At 59.1% G+C, this 18,049-nt stretch carries 17 protein-coding genes; 16 read left to right on the top strand and 1 reads right to left on the bottom strand.

Annotation, left to right across the window (positions count from 1 at the left end; all coding sequences use genetic code 11):
* Positions 1-181: 181 nt before the first annotated feature.
* From K9857_RS04620 to cyoE, 6 genes are all read left to right on the top strand, one after another.
* Positions 182-691, top strand: coding sequence for a disulfide bond formation protein B (locus K9857_RS04620; protein WP_224533696.1), 510 nt, complete (start codon positions 182-184; stop codon positions 689-691).
* Between the two features lie 828 nt (positions 692-1,519).
* Positions 1,520-2,455: a ubiquinol oxidase subunit II gene (gene cyoA, locus K9857_RS04615; protein WP_224533695.1), complete on the top strand. Its 936-nt coding sequence runs from the start codon at positions 1,520-1,522 to the stop codon at positions 2,453-2,455.
* A gap of 3 nt (positions 2,456-2,458) precedes the next feature.
* Positions 2,459-4,492, top strand: coding sequence for a cytochrome o ubiquinol oxidase subunit I (gene cyoB, locus K9857_RS04610; RefSeq protein WP_224533694.1), 2,034 nt, complete (start codon positions 2,459-2,461; stop codon positions 4,490-4,492).
* A 3-nt stretch (positions 4,493-4,495) separates the two neighbouring features.
* Positions 4,496-5,122, top strand: a complete 627-nt coding sequence (locus tag K9857_RS04605; RefSeq protein ID WP_224533693.1) for a cytochrome o ubiquinol oxidase subunit III — start codon at positions 4,496-4,498, stop codon at positions 5,120-5,122.
* On the top strand, positions 5,123-5,464 hold the full coding sequence (gene cyoD, locus K9857_RS04600) for a cytochrome o ubiquinol oxidase subunit IV (protein ID WP_175376016.1): 342 nt from the start codon (positions 5,123-5,125) through the stop codon (positions 5,462-5,464). It begins immediately after the preceding gene.
* Positions 5,465-5,475: 11 nt separating this feature from the next.
* Entirely contained in the window at positions 5,476-6,363 is an 888-nt protein-coding gene (cyoE, locus tag K9857_RS04595) for a heme o synthase (RefSeq protein WP_224533692.1), read from the top strand.
* A gap of 693 nt (positions 6,364-7,056) precedes the next feature.
* On the opposite strand, the gene K9857_RS04590 is transcribed toward cyoE, so the two are convergent.
* The gene (locus K9857_RS04590; RefSeq protein WP_224533691.1) at positions 7,057-8,466 is read right to left on the bottom strand and encodes a PLP-dependent aminotransferase family protein; all 1,410 of its coding nucleotides are present in this window, start codon (positions 8,464-8,466) and stop codon (positions 7,057-7,059) included.
* Between the two features lie 148 nt (positions 8,467-8,614).
* On the opposite strand from K9857_RS04590, the gene K9857_RS04585 reads away from it, so the two are divergent.
* The 10 genes from K9857_RS04585 (at position 8,615) to K9857_RS04540 (ending at position 17,951) form a co-directional block, all read left to right on the top strand.
* Positions 8,615-9,715 (top strand): hypothetical protein, encoded by a 1,101-nt coding sequence (locus K9857_RS04585; RefSeq protein ID WP_224533690.1) that lies wholly within the window; start codon positions 8,615-8,617, stop codon positions 9,713-9,715.
* Between the two features lie 42 nt (positions 9,716-9,757).
* Positions 9,758-11,038 carry a biotin carboxylase gene (locus K9857_RS04580; protein ID WP_224533689.1) on the top strand — a complete coding sequence of 427 codons (1,281 nt, stop codon included), beginning with the start codon at positions 9,758-9,760 and terminating at the stop codon, positions 11,036-11,038.
* Positions 11,039-11,087: 49 nt separating this feature from the next.
* A complete protein-coding gene (locus K9857_RS04575) occupies positions 11,088-11,582 on the top strand; it encodes a RidA family protein (RefSeq protein ID WP_175376021.1) in 495 nt (164 codons plus the stop codon).
* 83 nt (positions 11,583-11,665) lie between these two features.
* Complete coding sequence (locus K9857_RS04570; RefSeq protein WP_224533688.1) at positions 11,666-12,124, top strand: cupin domain-containing protein; 459 nt, start codon at positions 11,666-11,668, stop codon at positions 12,122-12,124.
* 273 nt (positions 12,125-12,397) lie between these two features.
* Positions 12,398-13,042 carry a glutathione transferase gene (gene yfcF / locus K9857_RS04565; RefSeq protein WP_224533687.1) on the top strand — a complete coding sequence of 215 codons (645 nt, stop codon included), beginning with the start codon at positions 12,398-12,400 and terminating at the stop codon, positions 13,040-13,042.
* Positions 13,043-13,072: 30 nt separating this feature from the next.
* Entirely contained in the window at positions 13,073-14,425 is a 1,353-nt protein-coding gene (locus K9857_RS04560; RefSeq protein WP_224533686.1) for a KamA family radical SAM protein, read from the top strand.
* 31 nt (positions 14,426-14,456) lie between these two features.
* Positions 14,457-15,332 carry a branched-chain amino acid aminotransferase gene (locus K9857_RS04555; protein WP_224533685.1) on the top strand — a complete coding sequence of 292 codons (876 nt, stop codon included), beginning with the start codon at positions 14,457-14,459 and terminating at the stop codon, positions 15,330-15,332.
* Between the two features lie 18 nt (positions 15,333-15,350).
* On the top strand, positions 15,351-16,109 hold the full coding sequence (locus K9857_RS04550) for a TauD/TfdA family dioxygenase (RefSeq protein WP_224533684.1): 759 nt from the start codon (positions 15,351-15,353) through the stop codon (positions 16,107-16,109).
* A gap of 67 nt (positions 16,110-16,176) precedes the next feature.
* Positions 16,177-17,136 carry a diiron oxygenase gene (locus K9857_RS04545; RefSeq protein WP_224533683.1) on the top strand — a complete coding sequence of 320 codons (960 nt, stop codon included), beginning with the start codon at positions 16,177-16,179 and terminating at the stop codon, positions 17,134-17,136.
* Between the two features lie 14 nt (positions 17,137-17,150).
* Complete coding sequence (locus K9857_RS04540; RefSeq protein WP_224533682.1) at positions 17,151-17,951, top strand: N-acyl homoserine lactonase family protein; 801 nt, start codon at positions 17,151-17,153, stop codon at positions 17,949-17,951.
* Positions 17,952-18,049 lie beyond the last annotated feature (98 nt).

The raw sequence follows: 18,049 nt of genomic DNA, 5'->3' as shown, positions 1-18,049 counted from the left end.
GGAGCGAGGCTTGCCCGCGAATGCTTCACCCCGATCCAAAGCCGGAAATCCCCCGAAATTTAATCCCTTCTTAACCCGCCTGGCGTCTTCTCCCCCGATACCCCGCGACATGCCTCAGGCTCTCCAAGAGCGGGAGCAGCGTGTAGACTGGCGGGCAATCGATATCTTGAAGGGAAACGCGATGAGCGAGGAAACACTGCGGTTGGGCCGTGAACGGCGCTATCTGGTATTGCTGGGCATCATCTGCCTGGCGCTGATCGGCGGCGCGCTGTACATGCAAATCGTCCTCGGCGAGGCGCCATGCCCGCTGTGCATCCTGCAACGCTACGCCTTGCTGCTGATCGCCATCTTCGCCTTCATCGGCGCGGCGATGAGCAGCCGTCGCAGCATCACGACCTTCGAAACCCTGGTGGTGATCTGTGCGCTGGCAGGCGTCGGTGTGGCCGGGCATCACGTGTACACCCAGTTCTATCCTGCGGTGAGCTGCGGCATCGATGTGCTGCAGCCGATCGTCGATGACTTGCCGCTGGCCAAGATCTTCCCGCTGGGCTTCCAGGTCGATGGTTTCTGCTCTACGCCGTACCCGCCGATCCTCGGTTTGTCCCTGGCACAGTGGGCGCTGGTGGCTTTCGTGCTGGTGGTGATTCTTGTACCGCTGCTCACGATGCGTAACCGCAAAAACCTGCACTGAGGTCGTCGACGGGCAACGTCGCGTCGCTTTGAAAAAACGCCCCGGTCCTGGAAAAAGGACCGGGGCGTTTTTCGTTTTCAGAGACAGGATGAAAAGTTCGTGACATGAGGCAATTCGGGGTGCGGCAACTGTGCGACATGTTGTCACATCTTTTGTGTCGCACCGGCTTTCGAGGGGGCGGATTGGTGCGCGAGCGCGCGACTGAATTGGCCCGCTTTTCTGCTTGGTCACTTCGATGACATCAGGCCCGAACAGGCAGTTTTAACAGGCTTTGACGATCTGCCAGAGCCCCCGTCATATGGGGCTCCGACGCCATCATCCACAGCAATCGGGCACTCGATACTGTCTGAAATGCGGGTAGGTAGACCTACTTATTTTGGTGTTTTTGTTGAGAATCAATTTCTATAACATGCCGCACTTTTACGGGTTTCGTGAAGCATTGTTGCGACTCGGGATATAAATTATTTCGGGATGAGACATGGTTTAAAAAAGTCGAAATACCTACAATCGCCCGCACTGAATCCCCGGCGCTGCTCACCCTCACCAGGTCTTTGAGCAGGGAAGGGTGTCGAAGGGGCCGGTTGGCTTCATGAGACTCCCAGGTGTCGGTGCTGCAACCATCCGCACCAAATGGAATTGGTCTGTAACAAGGCCTTTGACCACGAATCGAATAAGAACTCAACGCTAGCCCAGGATTTGTCGAAACGCGTCTGACGCACGATGGGCCAGCCCTTATTCAATCCAAGAAAAAATGCCAACCCTTGGCAGGGTGAAGTGTTGGCGATCAAAACCCAACTGCATGGCGCAAGCTGCTTTAGAGGTCGTGAGATGATTAAAAACAGGTACCCCAGACTACTAGGCTTATTGCCCCTGATCGGCATGTTGTTGCTGTCAGGCTGCAACATGACCTTGCTCAACCCCAAGGGCCAGGTCGGTCTGGATGAGCGAAACCTGATCATCACCGCAACGCTGCTGATGCTGTTGGTCGTGATCCCGGTGATCGTGATGACTTTCCTGTTCGCCTGGAAATATCGCGCCTCCAACACCAGCGCCACCTACACGCCGAAGTGGAACCACTCCACCAAGATCGAGATCGCGGTGTGGGCTGTGCCAATCATGATCATCATTGCCCTGGGTTACGTGACCTACAAGTCGACCCACGCCCTGGATCCGTACAAGCCGCTGGAATCCGACGTCAAGCCTGTGACCATCGAAGTGGTCGCGCTGGACTGGAAATGGCTGTTCATCTACCCGGAACAAGGCATCGCCACGGTCAACAAGATCGTGTTCCCGGCGCACACCCCGATCAACTTCCGTATCACCTCTGACGCTGTGATGAACTCGTTCTTCATCCCTGCGCTGGGCGGCCAGATCTACGCGATGGCGGGCATGCAGACCAAGCTGCACCTGATCGCCAACGAAAACGCTGAAATGGACGGTATCTCCGCCAACTACAGCGGCGCGGGTTTCACCGGAATGAAATTCAAAGCGATCGCAACTTCTCAGGAAGATTTCGACGCCTGGGTCAGCGAAGTCAAGAAGTCGCCTAAGCAGCTCGAATCAGCTGAGTACGCAGCCCTTGCCAAGCAGAGCCAGAACAACCCAGTCGAGCTCTACTCCTCGGTTACGCCGAACCTGTTCCAGACCATCGTCGACAAGTACGAAGGCATGAAACCAGGTCCGAAAGTGAAGCACGAGAAGAAAGAGAAAGAAGTGGCCGCTACGGACATGAACTCGCATTCAGCTGCCGGGGCAGAGGAGTAAACGATGTTTGGTAAATTAAGTTGGGAAGCAGTTCCTTTCCACGAGCCGATCGTGATGGTGACCATCGCCATGATCGCGCTCGGCGGTGTGGCACTGTTCGCGGGTATCACCTACTTCAAGAAGTGGACCTACCTCTGGACCGAGTGGCTGACTTCGGTCGACCACAAGAAAATCGGCGTGATGTACATCATCGTCGCCATGGTCATGCTGCTGCGCGGCTTTGCCGACGCCATCATGATGCGTACCCAGCTGGCCATGGCCACCGAGGGTTCGCCTGGCTACCTGCCACCTGAACACTATGACCAGATCTTCACCGCTCACGGTGTGATCATGATCATCTTCATGGCGATGCCATTCTTCACCGGCCTGATGAACCTTGCAGTGCCGCTGCAGATCGGCGCGCGTGACGTTGCCTTCCCGTTCCTGAACTCCCTGAGCTTCTGGCTGCTGGTTTCCGGCGTGGTGCTGATTAACCTGTCCCTGGGCGTCGGCGAATTCGCCAAGACCGGTTGGGTTGCCTATCCGCCGCTGTCGGGCCTGCAATACAGCCCTGGCGTGGGGATGGATTACTACATCTGGGCGCTACAGCTATCGGGCCTGGGTACGACGCTGACGGGGGTCAACTTCCTGGCCACCGTTCTGAAAATGCGTACCCCTGGCATGAAGCTGATGGACATGCCGATCTTCACCTGGACCTGCACCTGGGCAAACGTTCTGATCGTGGCTTCGTTCCCGATCCTGACCGCTACCCTGGCACTGCTGACGCTTGACCGTTACATGGATTTCCACATTTTCACCAACGAACTTGGTGGCAATCCGATGATGTACGTCAACCTGTTCTGGGCCTGGGGTCACCCTGAGGTTTACATCCTGATCCTGCCGGCATTCGGCATTTTCTCGGAAGTGATCTCGACCTTCACCGGCAAGAAACTGTTCGGCCACCACTCCATGATCTACGCATCGGGCGCAATCTCGATCCTGGGCTTCATGGTTTGGCTGCACCACTTCTTCACCATGGGTTCGGGTGCCAGCGTCAACGCCTTCTTCGGTCTGGCGACGATGCTGATTTCCATCCCGACGGGTGTGAAGCTATTTAACTGGCTGTTCACCATTTACCAGGGCCGTCTGCGCTTCACCAGCCAGGTTCTGTGGACCCTGGGCTTCATGGTGACCTTCGCCATCGGCGGCATGACCGGCGTACTGCTGGCCATCCCGGGTGCCGACTTCGTTCTGCACAACAGCCTGTTCGTGATCGCGCACTTCCATAACGTGATCATCGGCGGTGCGGTATTCGGTTACATCGCAGGTTTCGCCTTCTACTTCCCGAAAGCGTTCGGCTTCAAGCTGCACGAAGGTTGGGGCAAGGCAGCGTTCTGGTTCTGGATCAGCGGCTTCTTCGTCGCGTTCATGCCGCTCTATGCACTGGGCTTCATGGGCATGACCCGTCGTCTGAACGCCACTACCAACCCTGAGTGGGTGCCGTACCTGTACGTCGCCATGTTCGGTGCGGTGATGATCGCCGTCGGTATCGCTTGCCAGCTGATCCAGCTCTACGTGAGTGTGCGTGACCGCAACAAGCCAGAGAACATGTGCGAACACGGCGACCCGTGGAATGCACACACCCTGGAATGGTCGACCTCCTCGCCACCTCCGTTCTACAACTTCGCCGTGCTGCCGAAAGCCGACGTTGTCGATCCGTTCACCGAAGCGAAGGAAAACGGCACCGCGTACCAGACTCCGGTCAAGTACTCGCCGATCCACATGCCGAACAACACCGCGACCGGTCTGGTCATGGGTGCTCTGTTGACCGTGTTCGGTTTCGCGATGATCTGGCACATCTGGTGGCTGGCAATCGCGAGCCTCGCTGGCACCGTGATCTACTTCGCGATCCACGCGGCCCGTGATGATCAAGGCTATATGGTGCCGGTCGACGTGATCGAGCGCATCGAAGCCGAGCAGCACAAGCGTCTGGTAGCGGCCGGGAAAGTCCGGGCCAACGCGACCACCCGTGTTGAAACCTCGTTGGAACAGGCTTAAACCATGTCGAACTTAGTGACCAATGCTGGACACGCCCATGGTCATGACCATGGGCACGATGACCACCACCACGACTCGGGCGAGATGACCGTATACGGTTTCTGGCTCTACCTGATGACCGACTGCATTCTGTTTGCGTCGATCTTCGCGGTGTACGCGGTTCTGGTTAACAACGTAGCCGGTGGCCCGTCGGGCCACGACATCTTCGAACTGCCATATGTACTGGGCGAAACCGCTCTGCTGCTGTTCAGTTCGATCACCTACGGTTTCGCCATGCTGGCGTTCTTCCGTGGCAACAAGAAGCAGGTCCTGGGCTGGCTGGGCATGACCTTCCTGCTCGGTGCCGGCTTCATCGGCATGGAGATCAACGAGTTCCACCTGCTGATCTCCGAGGGCTACGGTCCTAACCGTTCGGGCTTCCTGTCCGCGTTCTTCACCCTGGTCGGTACCCACGGTCTGCACGTGACCAGCGGTCTGATCTGGATGGCGATCATGATGTACCAGGTCAACAAGCACGGCCTGACGGCGACCAACAAGACCCGTCTGAGCTGCCTGAGCCTGTTCTGGCACTTCCTGGACGTGGTGTGGATCTGCGTATTCACCGTTGTTTATCTGATGGGGACTATGTAAATGGCTAACGCTCATTCCCACAATGACCACCACGACGACGGCAGCCACGGTAGCGTCAAGTCGTACGGCATTGGCTTCATCCTGTCGGTCATCCTGACCCTGATCCCGTTCGGTCTGGTGATGTACCCGACGCTGCCGAAGTCGATCACGCTGATGATCGTCCTGGCATTCGCAGTGATCCAGGTGCTGGTGCACCTGGTGTACTTCCTGCACCTGGACCGCTCGGCTGCACAGCGTAACAACGTCATCGCGTTTGTCTTTGCCGCGATCGTGATTGTCCTGCTGGTTGGTCTGTCGATCTGGATCATGTTCAGCATCCACACGTTCATGATGGCGAAGTGAGGTAAATCCGCATGTCCTTCAAGCACTTTATCCAAATCACCAAACCGGGGATCATTTTCGGTAACGTGCTTTCTGTGGCAGGCGGATTCTTCCTGGCCTCCAAAGGGCATGTCGATCTGGCCATCTTCCTGGCCGCCATGATCGGCACGTCCCTGGTGGTCGCCTCCGGTTGCGTGTTCAACAACTGCATCGACCGCGACATCGACCTGAAGATGGAACGCACCAAGAACCGTGTGCTGGTCCAGGGCCTCATCTCCCTGAAACTGGCCCTGGCCTATGCGACCGTCCTGGGTGTCGCCGGCGTTGCGTTGCTGTACAAGGTGGCCAACCCGTTGGCCGCACTGTTCGCCGTGATCGGCTTCGTGATCTACGTCGGTCTCTACAGCCTGTACCTCAAGCGCAAGTCGGTTCACGGCACACTGGTGGGCAGTCTGTCGGGCGCCATGCCGCCGGTCATCGGCTACGTCGCGGTGAGCAACACCTTCGACATGGCTGCACTGACTTTGCTGGTGATGTTCAGCCTGTGGCAGATGCCGCATTCCTACGCCATCGCGATCTTCCGCTTCAACGATTACCTGGCCGCATCGATTCCGGTGCTGCCAGTGAAGCGCGGAATCCAGGTGGCCAAGAAGCACATCCTGATCTACATCCTGGCCTTCCTCGTGGCGACCCTGATGCTGACCTTCAGCGGCTACGCCGGCATGAGCTACCTCGCCGTCGCCGCGGCCATGGGCATGTACTGGCTGTACATGGCCTGGACAGGCTACAAGGCAGTGGATGACACGGTCTGGGCACGCAAGCTGTTCGTGTTCTCGATCTTCACCATCACCGCGTTGAGCGTCGCGATGTCCCTGGACTTCAAAGTGCCGGCCGAGTTGTTGGTGACGTACGCGCCGTAAGCGTCGGATTGCTGTAAAGAAAACCCCGCACCTTTGAGAGAAGGTGCGGGGTTTTTTGTTGAGCTCAATTAAGTGGTTCCAGGCTGATCCAACATTTGGTAGCTCTGAGCGGTACTCTTTTCTATTGTGATGGGGCCGCAGTCACACGGCGCATGAATTCGTCGAACAGCGGTACTGTGAAAGCGATCTGCGCATATTCGGGGCTATAAATCATTCCCTTCTTGATCAAGCTGTCTCGCACCGGGCCCAGGCTTGTAGCTGATCGTCCCAAGGCTGCCGCCACATCGGCAGTGCGTTGTGGCCCTTCGCCCAGCTCTGCCAAACATCGCATGTAATCACGCTCAGCCGTTTGGAGCTCATAGGAAGTTATAAATAGTTATAGCGATAATGCGCTATAACCTCAAATAAGTGGCTAGAAAACCTCAACGGCAAGCAAAGTGAATCAGGCGACGATTTTGCAGAAAAAGCCGTGCACCTCGAAAGAAGCGCAGGGTTTTCAATCACGCGCAGTTATTACAGGGTGCGTCGAGCACTGTCTGCTTGCGATGGATTGTGTCAAGCAGCATCCCGATGGATGCGACACCGAATCCTTGGAACTGCCGAAGACTGCGATCTTTTGATTTTGAAGAGCAAAATCAAAAGATCGCAGCCTGCTGTGTTGGTTTGAGCCAGCTCCTACACGAGTGTGAAGTGCTAGTTATCGAGAAGCCGCAAGAACCGCTCCCGCACCTGAAAATTATCGCTGTGCGCCACATTGAATCTCAGGAACTGGCTCGCATCCGGCGCTTTGCTGAGCAAGGTACCGGGGGCCAGTACGAGGTCGATATCCATGCCTTTTCGGGCCAGGGTTTCGGCGTGCAATCCTTGAGGCAGTCGGGTCCAGATGTACAGGCCTTCGTGGGGCAAGGAGGACACCGAACAACCGGCTTCCATCAGCCATGTGGACACCCGGCTGCTCGATTCGTAGAGGCGGTCCACGGTGCGTCGGGTGTGTTTGGCGTAGCTGCCGTCGCTGAGCATGGCGCAGATGATCTGCTCGGCCAGTTCCGAGGTCATGCCGCCGCAGGCCATTTTCAGTGTGACCATGCGGGCTGCCAGTTGTGGTGACAACACCGCGAAGCTGACGCGGCTGTTGGCGGTCAGGGTCTTGGAGAATCCGGATATGTAGCTGACATTGTCCAGCCCACCCGCCGCCAGACGCGGGGTCATTCGTTGCTGCAGGTCGCCGTACAGATCGTCTTCGACGATGTGGAAACCGTAGCGATGGCTCAACTCCAACAGGCGATAGACCTGTGCCGGCGAGAACGAGTGTCCGGTCGGATTGTGCAGGACGTTGTTGGTCATGTAGAGCACAGGGCGCTGGGTATTGACCAGTTGCTCGAAGGCCTCCATGTCCATGCCGTCGGCACCGCGGGGAATGGTGATGACCCTAGCGCCGTGCAGGGCCAGGTTTGTGTGCATGGTGATGTAGCACGGGTCGTCGAGCAGCACCGTGTCGCCGGGTTTGACCAGCAGGCGCATCAGCATGTCGATGGCCTGCACGGTGTTGGCGGTGGTGACGATCTGGTCCACCGGCACTTCGATGCCGATCGCCGACAGCTTGACCCGCAATGCCTCGCGCAATGGCAGATAACCCGCCGCGACGCCGTACTCGCCCATTTGCAGGGAAGTCGCGCGAACGGTACTGCGCACGGCCTTGAGCAGTTCATCGGCGGGCAGCCAGGAGGAGGGCAGGAAGCCGGCACCGGGACGCAACGCACCGGTGTCCTGCAGCACCGCGCGGCGGACCACGCTCAGGGTGTCCTGTGGTTGCAGATCCGGCCCGGCATCGCTCTTGATCGGGGTAGAAGAACGGTGAACGTAGTGGCCCGAACCCTGGCGCGACACCACCAGACCCTTGGCGCGCAAGCGATCCAGCGCATCCACCACCGTGGACTTGCCCACGTTCATCAGCTCGGAAAGTTCGCGAATCGGCGGCAGACGCGAGCCGTGCGGTAGGCCACCCTGATTGATGGCGACTGACAGTTGATCGACGATCTGCTGGACCAGCGGCACACCTGGCTGGAACTCGAAGGCGGCGATGACGGCGCGCTGAACCTGCATTTTACTGGTCTCTCCGGCAGTAAAGTTCGTTGGATTCTATACGAACTTGCTCTGATGAAAATAAGCCTCTGTCTCTAACATCAGCTTACAGACTTTCCTGACTGTGGGCGTTCGAGCCCTGAACAGTCAATGGTTTCAGAGGTGCTGCATGAGTGTTCAAACAACAGCTGCCATCGCCAAACCGGTGATCAACATTCGCCTGTTTGCGATCCGCATCATCACCGCTGTATCGCTGTTTGCAGTGCTGGGCAAGGCCAACGTCTGGCTAGACACCGCCACCAACAGCATCCTCGCCCTCGGCTATCGCGCCTTGCTGTTGCTGCTGCCGCTGACTTTGCTGGTGCTGGGCCGCCGTTCCCTCAGCGTCACCTTGCTGTGCGCGGCTGCGGGGCTGGTGCTGCTGGCCGTCACCAGCAACCAGGGCGTGGTGATGTTCGCCGCCGCGTTGTTTGCCTACGGCATCGCGATTGCCGGCTACCTGATCAAGAGCGAAGCAGCGCAGACCAAGGAAGGCGCGGCCTACAACCGCGTCGCAATGAACATGGGCAGTCTGTTGGCCGGCCTGATCCTCCTGTCGCCAATGCTCACCCCGACCATGTTCTTCATCGGTGCCGCGGCCTTCGTACTGCTGTGCCTGCCGATCGCTCATGGCGCGACCTTCACCTCGGAGCCCGTAACCGCAAGCCCCGTCACCCATGACGGCAGCGGCTGGCGCAACAAACTGCCGTGGGTGATCGCCGGGATCATCATGGGCATCAAGCTGTTTGGGGTGTTCTCGATTCTGCCCCAGGCGATCCTGCTCAAGACCGGAGAGCTGCCCGCCTGGTACGGCCTGATGCTGATCCTCAATAGCGCCGTGGTGGTGTTCGCCCAAGTGCCAATGATGAAGCTGATCGAGCGCACCGGCCGCTTCAAGGTGCTGGCAGTGATCGGGATCATCTTCGCCGGCTTCGCGGTGCTGTCATCGCCCGCTGCATTCCACGTCGAAACCCTGGTCGGCGCGCTGATCTGGGTCGCGCTGCTGTCGCTGGCCGAATGCGCCTTCAGCTACCTCGATTACTTCTCGGTCAAGCAGAACAACATGTTCGTCAAGGAAGTCTCCCTGGGCGTCGGCGCCGGGCTAACGGTGCTGATCATGCGGGCCGTGCCGGCGCCGTACAACGCGCTGGTGCTGGCGGCCATCGGCGCGGGCGGGATCCTGGCCTGGTACTGGTTCAACCGTAAATCCCAAGCGTCGTTACACGACTGAGTCGTCGCGGGTGCGGGTTTCAATTTGCAAGTCGGGGGCATTATGAATACGACTTCATGCGTCATTGTGGTGGGTTACAACGGTAGTCGGGTTCACGATATCCCGAAGCTGCGCGAGCTGTGCAAGTCGCTCTACAACGCGCGGCTGATCCTGTTGGTCGAGCAGGTCCAGCCCAATGACGATCAAGTGGCCGATCACGTCTGCACGACATCGTTCGCCGAGCAGGACGTAGCCGCGTCCCTCGAACTGGTGGTGGGTTGCCTGAAGGCCGATCTGTGGAAGCTGATCGGCGTGCTGCCGTTTTCTGATCGCGGCGTGCTGCTTGGTGCAGCGCTGGCCAGTCATTTTGGCCTGCCGGGCATCACCCCCGCCGAAGCGCGCGCGGGGTTGGACAAGCAGATCTTCCGCAGCCTGGAGGTCGTGGCCACCCAATCGCCCGAGGACTATCGCCCGGTGTTTTCCACGCGGGTCGAGAGCCTCTCCGATTTGCGTCAGCGGGTTGTCGAACTGGGCGGAAAAGCCTTCATCAAGCCGGCCTGCGAAGGCGCGAGCCGGGGCTGCCGGGTCATCAATCATCCGTCCGAATGCGATGAGGTCTGGCAGGCGCTCAAGCCCTACCGCGAAGGCGGAATCGTCATCGAAGAGCTGATCCAGAACGCCCGCGAATACAGTTGGGATTGCGTGGCCGGCAGCACCTGGATCACCGAGAAAACCACCACCGAAGGCGCCTACCGCGCGGAGATCCAGCAGGTCGTGCCCGCGCCTCTTCCGGAGGCCGTACAGACCCAATTGCTCGATGCTGGCCGGCACATGGCCGACCTGGTGTCGCTGGACAACGGCGCCTGGCACAACGAAGTGTTCCTGCGCGCCGACCATCTGACCTCCGCCGTGGAAACCAATATGCGCCCCGGAGGCATGCACATCTGGGATCTGGCGCATCGCGCGTTCGTCGATTTCAACCCGTGGGAACGCTGGGTGCGCTGGGCCGTGGAAGGCCATATCGAGCCCTTCGCACCGGTCGCTCGCGGCTATTGCGGCATACGCCTGCTCAGGGCGCCGGCCGGCGGCATTTTGCGTTCGATTCCCGATGTTGAGGTCCTGGCCCGCTCGCTGAATATCGAAGTCGTAGAGGCCAAGTTCGCCAAGCGTATTGGTGATTCGGTGTCCGCGCTGGTGAAGGACAACTTCTCGTTCATCGGCCACATCGTGCTGTTCAACGAGCACTACGAGCAGCTGAGCAATGACCTGCTGCGTCTGGCGCAGGCCATCGAATCAAACACAGGGATCACCAGTCTGGAGCCGCCCGTGAGGGCAGCAGGTTAAGTCACAGGGATCGAAGTTTTCAGCAGTATTGATCAAGAGGATTGGGTAAATGATTGAACACATGACCTGTGATGAGCGCTTCATCGCCCTGGCCAAGGAGTTCGGTTTCGACATCTATGGCGAGAACACCGTTGGCGGCCGTTACACCCCGCTGATCCGCCACCACGATGAGCTGTACATCAGCGGCCTGGTGCCGCGCATGGATGGCAAGATCCTCTATCCGGGCCGGGTCGGCCTGGACCTGAGCATGGCGGACGCACAGGCGGCGGCGAGCATCAGTGCGTTGCGCGGCCTGGCGCTGATCGTCGACGCCGTGGGTTCGCTGGACAAGGTCAAGGCGCTGATCCGGATGAACGTGTATGTGAAGTGCACGGCGGACTTCGTCGATCTCAGTGACGTGGCAAACGGCGCCTCGGATGTCATCAGCCATGTGCTGGGTGATGCCGGTAAACATACGAGAACCACGGTCGGTGTTTATCAATTGCCGAAAAATGCCGCAGTGGAAGTTGATATGATCGCGGCGCTGCGTCCTGCGGTTCTGTAATTGATTAAAGTCTTGGCTTTACAGTTGCAAGTTGTTGTCCTAGTGTCTGGTGATTCAAGTCACCAGACAGTTGGTATTTGCCGATGAATAACGTTCAAGGTGGGTTCTTTTCATATAAGGATTTTCGCCAGAGTTTGAATAACCCGCCGATCGGTGCGCGGGTTTGGAAGCAGGGCGAACTGACGGACATACGTCAGAGTCTGACGGACAGCGACGTCGATATCGTCGCGCTGGCCCACGACAACAGCCCCGAAGGTTGCAGGCTGACACCCGGGATGGCGGTCTCCATGCAATGGCTGATTCCAGGCTCGACATTGGTCGGTCATGCCCATGCCTGGTGGCACCTGTTCATCATTCAGGCCGGCAGCGGCACCCTGACCCTGGAAGGTGCCGATGAAGTCAGCGTCAGCCCTGGCGACGTGCTGCTGGTACCGGCCTGGACCCGGCACGGCTTCGTCAACACCAGCAAAACCGAGCCTCTGGCCATGCTCAACATGAGCAACATGCCGCAAATGGCCCAACTCTCCAACACCTCCCTCTAATTCCCACGCCCCCCTGTAGGAGCGAGCTTGCTCGCGATGGAAGACAGGACACCGCTGGGTGTCAGGACGCCAGCGTTATCGTTGACCACCATCGCGAGCAAGCTCGCTCCTACAGGGGGCGCAGGCTTCGCCAGCTGCTACAAATCGCTTCGTCCGCAGACTTTCTGTATCGATTGAAACTCACAAATTCTGTATCTATCCAGCCCCCAGTCAACTTAATACGATCACTTCCAATGCAGATTTATCAATGCAGCCATTGCAATGGAGTGTTCTATGGAAAACCGAAAACTCAAACTGTATGTCGGTGCGGACTTTATTAGCGCGTTTGCGATGTCGGCTTTTGTTGCTCTCAAGGAAAAACAACTTTCATTCGACTTTGTAAAAGTGGATTTGAAAGCCAAAGAGAACTATCAAGCGAATTACCGGGATATTTCGCTGACCTGCAAAGTCCCCACATTAGTTCACGATAATTTCGCCCTGTCGGAATCTTCCGCCATCGCCGAATACCTGGAAGAACTCTCCCCGGGCCATAAAAAACTCTATCCCCAGGACCTCAAGCAACGGGCCCGCGCCCGTCAGCTTCAGGCCTGGTTGCGCAGCGATCTGCTGGTGGTGCGCAAGGAGCGCCCGTTTGACCTGGTGTACTTCGGAAAGAAAGACACCGCGCTTTCCGATGAGGCCCGAGCCGCAGCGGATCGCCTGTTCTTCGTCGCCGATCACTTGCTGGAGGAGGGAGCCGAGAACCTGTTCGGCGACTGGAGCATCGCCGACACCGACCTGGCAATCATGCTCAACCGCCTGGTGGCCAACGGTGATCCGGTACCGGCCCGGCTTGCGGCCTACGTGCGCCGCCAATGGGACCGCGACAGCGTTCGGGCATGGATGGACATAGAGCGCGTAGCGCCGGCCATTCAGTAATCACTGCCAGCCAACACCAGGAGCGCTGCCATGCAGGGACTGTCGGAGCACGAAAGATACAAACCCTATAACTCACGCACCATTCGCGATACGCCGTACTGGAACAAGCTGACGCCGCAGCTGCAGGAAGCCATGACGGTTGTGGCCCGGGTCATGCCGTTTCGCACCAACGAATACGTGCTGGGGACGCTGATCGACTGGGACAATATTCCGGATGATCCGATTTTCCGTATGACCTTTCCCCACAAGGACATGTTGCTGCCGGACGAATACGCCGCGCTCAAGCAGTTGATCGAACTGGACGACAGCGCGGCCATCAAGCGCAAGATCGAGGCGATCTGGCTGCGCATGAATCCGCATCCGGCTGGGCAGCTGACGCACAACAACGCCACCCTCGACGGAAAAGTCCTGCCGGGCATTCAGCACAAGTACCGCGAGACCGTGCTGTTTTTCCCCGGCGCCGGTCAGACCTGTCACGCGTACTGCACCTTCTGTTTCCGCTGGGCGCAGTTCATCGGTGAGGAAGAACTCAAATTCAACGCCCGGGAATCCCAGGAGCTGGTGAGCTACCTGCGGGTGCATCCGCAAGTCACCGATGTGCTGATCACCGGGGGCGATCCGATGATCATGAACACCCGTTCGCTGGCCAGTTACATCGAACCGCTGCTGGAATTGCCGCACCTGAAAAGCATCCGTATCGGCACTAAATCCGTGGCGTATTGGCCGCAGCGATTTGTCAGCGACAAGGATGCGCCGGAGTTGCTCGAGCTGTTTCGGCGGATTGTCGTGGCGGGGAAAAACCTCTCGGTCATGGGCCACTACAACCACCCGGTGGAGCTGCGCCAGGACATCGCCCGGCAAGCGGTGGAACGCATTCGCTCGACCGGCGCGACCGTGCGCATGCAGGCGCCGGTGATCCGCCATATCAACGAGAACCCGGAAGACTGGGCGGCGTTGTGGACCGAAGGCGTGCGCCTGGGAGCGGTGCCTTATTACATGTTCGTCGAACGCGACACCGGCCCCAGTCATTACTTCGCAATGCCGCTGGCGCGGGCGTTCGAGATCTTCCAGGCGGCGTACCGCACGGTGTCGGGGCTGGCGCGGACGGTGCGCGGTCCGTCCATGAGCACCTTCTACGGCAAGGTATTGATCAACGGCATCGAGACCGTCGCCGGGGAAAAAGTCTTCGTGCTGCAGTTCCTCCAGGCCCGGGATCCGCAATGGGTGTTGCGCACCTTCTATGCGCGTTTCGACCCGCAGGCGACCTGGTTCGACCAGTTGCGCCCGGCCTTTGGCGAACGCGGGTTTTTCTTTCAGACCGAGCCTGAGCGATTGCTGGAACAGACGCCGGAATTGATACCGGTACTGCTGCAAACGGCGTAGGAAATTTCTAGAACAATGGGGAGATAAGGACATGAGCAGTATCCCGTTTGATCAACGCGAAGGGGTGATCTGGCTCGACGGCGAGTTCGTCGAGTGGTCCCAGGCGCGTCTGCACGTACTGACCCACGGCTTGCATTACGCAAGCACGGTCTATGAAGGGGAGCGGGTGTACAACGGCAGGATCTTCAAGCTGCGTGAACACACCGAGCGGCTGTATCGCTCGGCGCAGCTGATGGATTTTGTCATCCCGTTCGACCTTGAGGAGCTGGAAGCGGCCAGCCATGAATTGCTCAAGCGCAACAAGGTGGTCGAGGGCTACCTGCGGCCGGTGGCCTGGCGCGGCAGCGAGATGATTTCCACCTCGGCGCGCTTCAATCGCATCCATGTGGCAATCGCCTGCTGGCAGTGGCCGAGCTACTTCGACCCGGCGGCGCGCATGGCCGGCATTCGCTTGAAGACTGCCGCGTGGCGTCGTCCTCCACCCAACAGCAGCCCCTTTGAAGCCAAGGCGTCCGGGCATTACCAGATCGCCACGCTGAGCAAGCACGATGCGGAAGACAACGGCTTCCACGATGCCCTGATGCTCGACTGGCGGGGGCATGTCGCCGAGGCCACCAGCGCCAATGTGTTCTTCGTCAAAGGGCGGACTTTGTACACGCCGCTGCCGGATTGCTTCCTCGATGGCATCACCCGTCAGACCGTCATCGGGCTGGCGAAGGCCCTGGACTATCAGGTGGTCGAAACCACGATTTTGCCTACGCAACTGGGCGACTTCGAAGAGTGTTTTCTGACAGGCACCGCCGCCGAAGTCACGCCGGTGCAAAGCATCGACGAGCATCACTATCAGCCGGGCAATGCCTGCCGCGAACTGATCGCCGCCTACACCTCAACCGTCAACGCCGGATAAACCGCCAGGAATCTCACCATGTCAAATCCAGGGATTGTTGCGTCCAAACCTTACGTCTCGCTGGGCCATCGCCATGACGAGTTGTCGTCCCGCGGCTGGACTGTCCTGACCCCCGGCGAATTCGCCCATGACGTTGTAGGAGCATTGCACGAGTTCGGTCCGGTCATTCCGCAGTTCAACGGCCAGACCGCTTTCGCCATCACCCGCAAGCCGGGTTACGAAGACCTGCCGTATTCCCAGAGCATGAACGGTATCGGCCCGCACACCGAGGCACCGGTGTACGGCCCGCCGCCGCGCTACCTGGCGCTGCATTGCCATAAGCAGGCAACTTGTGGTGGCGGGCACACGGGATTGGTGGATGGTTATGAGTTTCTGAAGTCGCTGGAGCGCAGCGAGCCGGAGCTACGCGAATGGCTGGATGACACGCCGGTGGAGTTCGTCGCCACGGCCAAACCGGGCGAGCCTGCACAAACCCGAGTCAAGGAATACATCCTCACGCCCACCGAGGACGGCGACATTTTCCGCTTCAGCTACAACCAGTTTCACTACGGTGATGTGAACCCCTCCAAGCAAGCACTGGAACAGTCCCAAGTGAGCAACAACAGCTCGCCGCTGGCCAAATTCGCGGTGCTTGGCGAGGCGTATTTCATCGAGCACAACACCCCGGTGCTGATCCCCGAAGGCTGCATGCTGATCTGGGACAACTGGCGGATGATCCACGCCCGCAGTCGCTACACCGACCCGGCGCGGCACCTGACCCGCTACTGGCTGGCCTGATTTTTCCGGCGCTCATTTTTCTTTTTGCGTACCCGTTAGCGGGTACGCGTCCTACAGGTATCGCGTCATGCAAACAGCAATCGAGATCGCCAAGGTCGATCATCAACTGGTCGTGCGGCTCAACCAGGCCTGGACCCGACGGGCTACGGTCTGCTCGCCGGAAAAGACCTCGGTCGAGGAAGTCTTCGACCCGGCACGCCCGGATTACCCGGAGCGAATGGTGCCGTTTTTTCACCACCCAAAATTCCAGGCCTTGAGCGACGACCTCAAGAGCAACGTGGTGACCTGGGGCTGGATCGGCTACAACCTGCGCACCGTCACCGCCGAGGAACATGTGGTCAACCCGGCCCTGAGCGTCATCGCCAATCAATACCTGGGCAAGGACAACTGGCACTTTCGCGAGGCCATGCAGCAGACCCTGATCGACGAGCACTACCACACGCTCATGCACCTGCGGGCCATCGAGCGAACCAAGCTGGAGCGCGCCATCGATCAGGACCTGGACCTGCCGCCGTCCGTGACCTACCTGCGCTTGCAGGCCCTGCGGGAAACCCTGTCCGAGCAGTGGCAGAAAGACCTGGCGGCGATCACCTTCGCGGTGGTGGCCGAGATCAGCGTCAACGCCTATCTGGACCTGCTGGCGGATGACCAGAGCATTCAGCCGCAAAACCGCCGCGTGGCCGAGTTGCACAACCGCGACGAGTACGCCCACAGCAAGGTGCTGGCCGAAGTGGCCAAGGTCATGTACGCCAACATGCAGCCTGAGCAGCAGGGATTTTTCGCACAGACCTTGTCGGTGGCACTGAGTGCCTTTGTCGCCCAGGACTACTCGATGTGGGAGGCGATTCTGACTCAGCTCGGGGTCGAGGACGCCGCGCAGATCATTGCCGACACCCGCGAGGGCAGCAAGAACGCGACCATCATGCGCGACTACAGCGGCCTGCATAAGTTGGCCCAGGACCTTGGGATCAGCGAGCTGATCGACTTCGATTTCCGCCCGACCCTCAAAACCAACGCCGCCGCCTGAATCTGGAGAATCGTATGTCCGTTCCCGAGTACGAAGTGTTCGCCATCCGTGTCGGCGCCAATGCCCAGCGCACCGCCAAAGAGAATTTTCTCTACGACGCCTGCTGTGGCGATCCGAATGCGCCGATGCCCCTGGATTACTACTTCTGGGTGATCCGCAATCAGCAGCAGGTGATCGTGGTCGACACCTGCTTTCAACCGGCCACGGCTGATCGGCGCAACCGTCAGATGTTTCGTCTGCCGGAAGAATCCCTACGTCAGCTGGACATCGATCCGACGCAGGTCGAGCAGCTGATCCTCACTCATCTGCATTGGGACCACGCCGGCAATCTCGCCCTGTTTCCCAAGGCGACGGTGCATCTGCAGGAGGCCGAATTGCGCTTCTGCACCGGGCCGAAAATGGCCCATCGCACGGTGAACAAAACCTATGAAGTCGAGGACGTGATGTCGGCGCTGCCGCCGCTGTTCGAAGGGCGTATGCGCCTGCACCGTGGCACCGCCGAGGTGTTGCCCGGCGTGACCTTGCATGCGGTGGGCGGGCACACGCCGGGCAGTCAGGTGGTGCGAGTCAATACCGCGCGGGGCTGGATTGTGCTGGCGTCGGATGCGGCGCACCTGTGGGTCAACATTCGCGAACGCAGCCCGTTTCCGATCCTCGACGACCTGTCGCAAACCCTCGAAGCGTTCGCTGAAATCGATCGTCTGGCCGATGGCGAAGACCACGTCATCCCCGGCCACGACCCGCAGATCGCCGAGCGTTTCCCCCACTGGAACGACGACCCGCACATCATCTGTCTCCACGAAAATCCCCGTTAAAACACCACCCCTGTAGGAGCGAGCACGCTCGCGATGGTCGTCAACGATGACGCTGGCAGCCTGACACCCCGCGGTGTCCTGTCGTCCATCGCGAGCAT

Source organism: Pseudomonas sp. REP124 (assembly GCF_020164475.1).
In the GTDB taxonomy this organism is placed as follows: Bacteria; Pseudomonadota; Gammaproteobacteria; order Pseudomonadales; family Pseudomonadaceae; genus Aquipseudomonas.
This window is presented reverse-complemented; position numbering and strand designations above follow the sequence as displayed.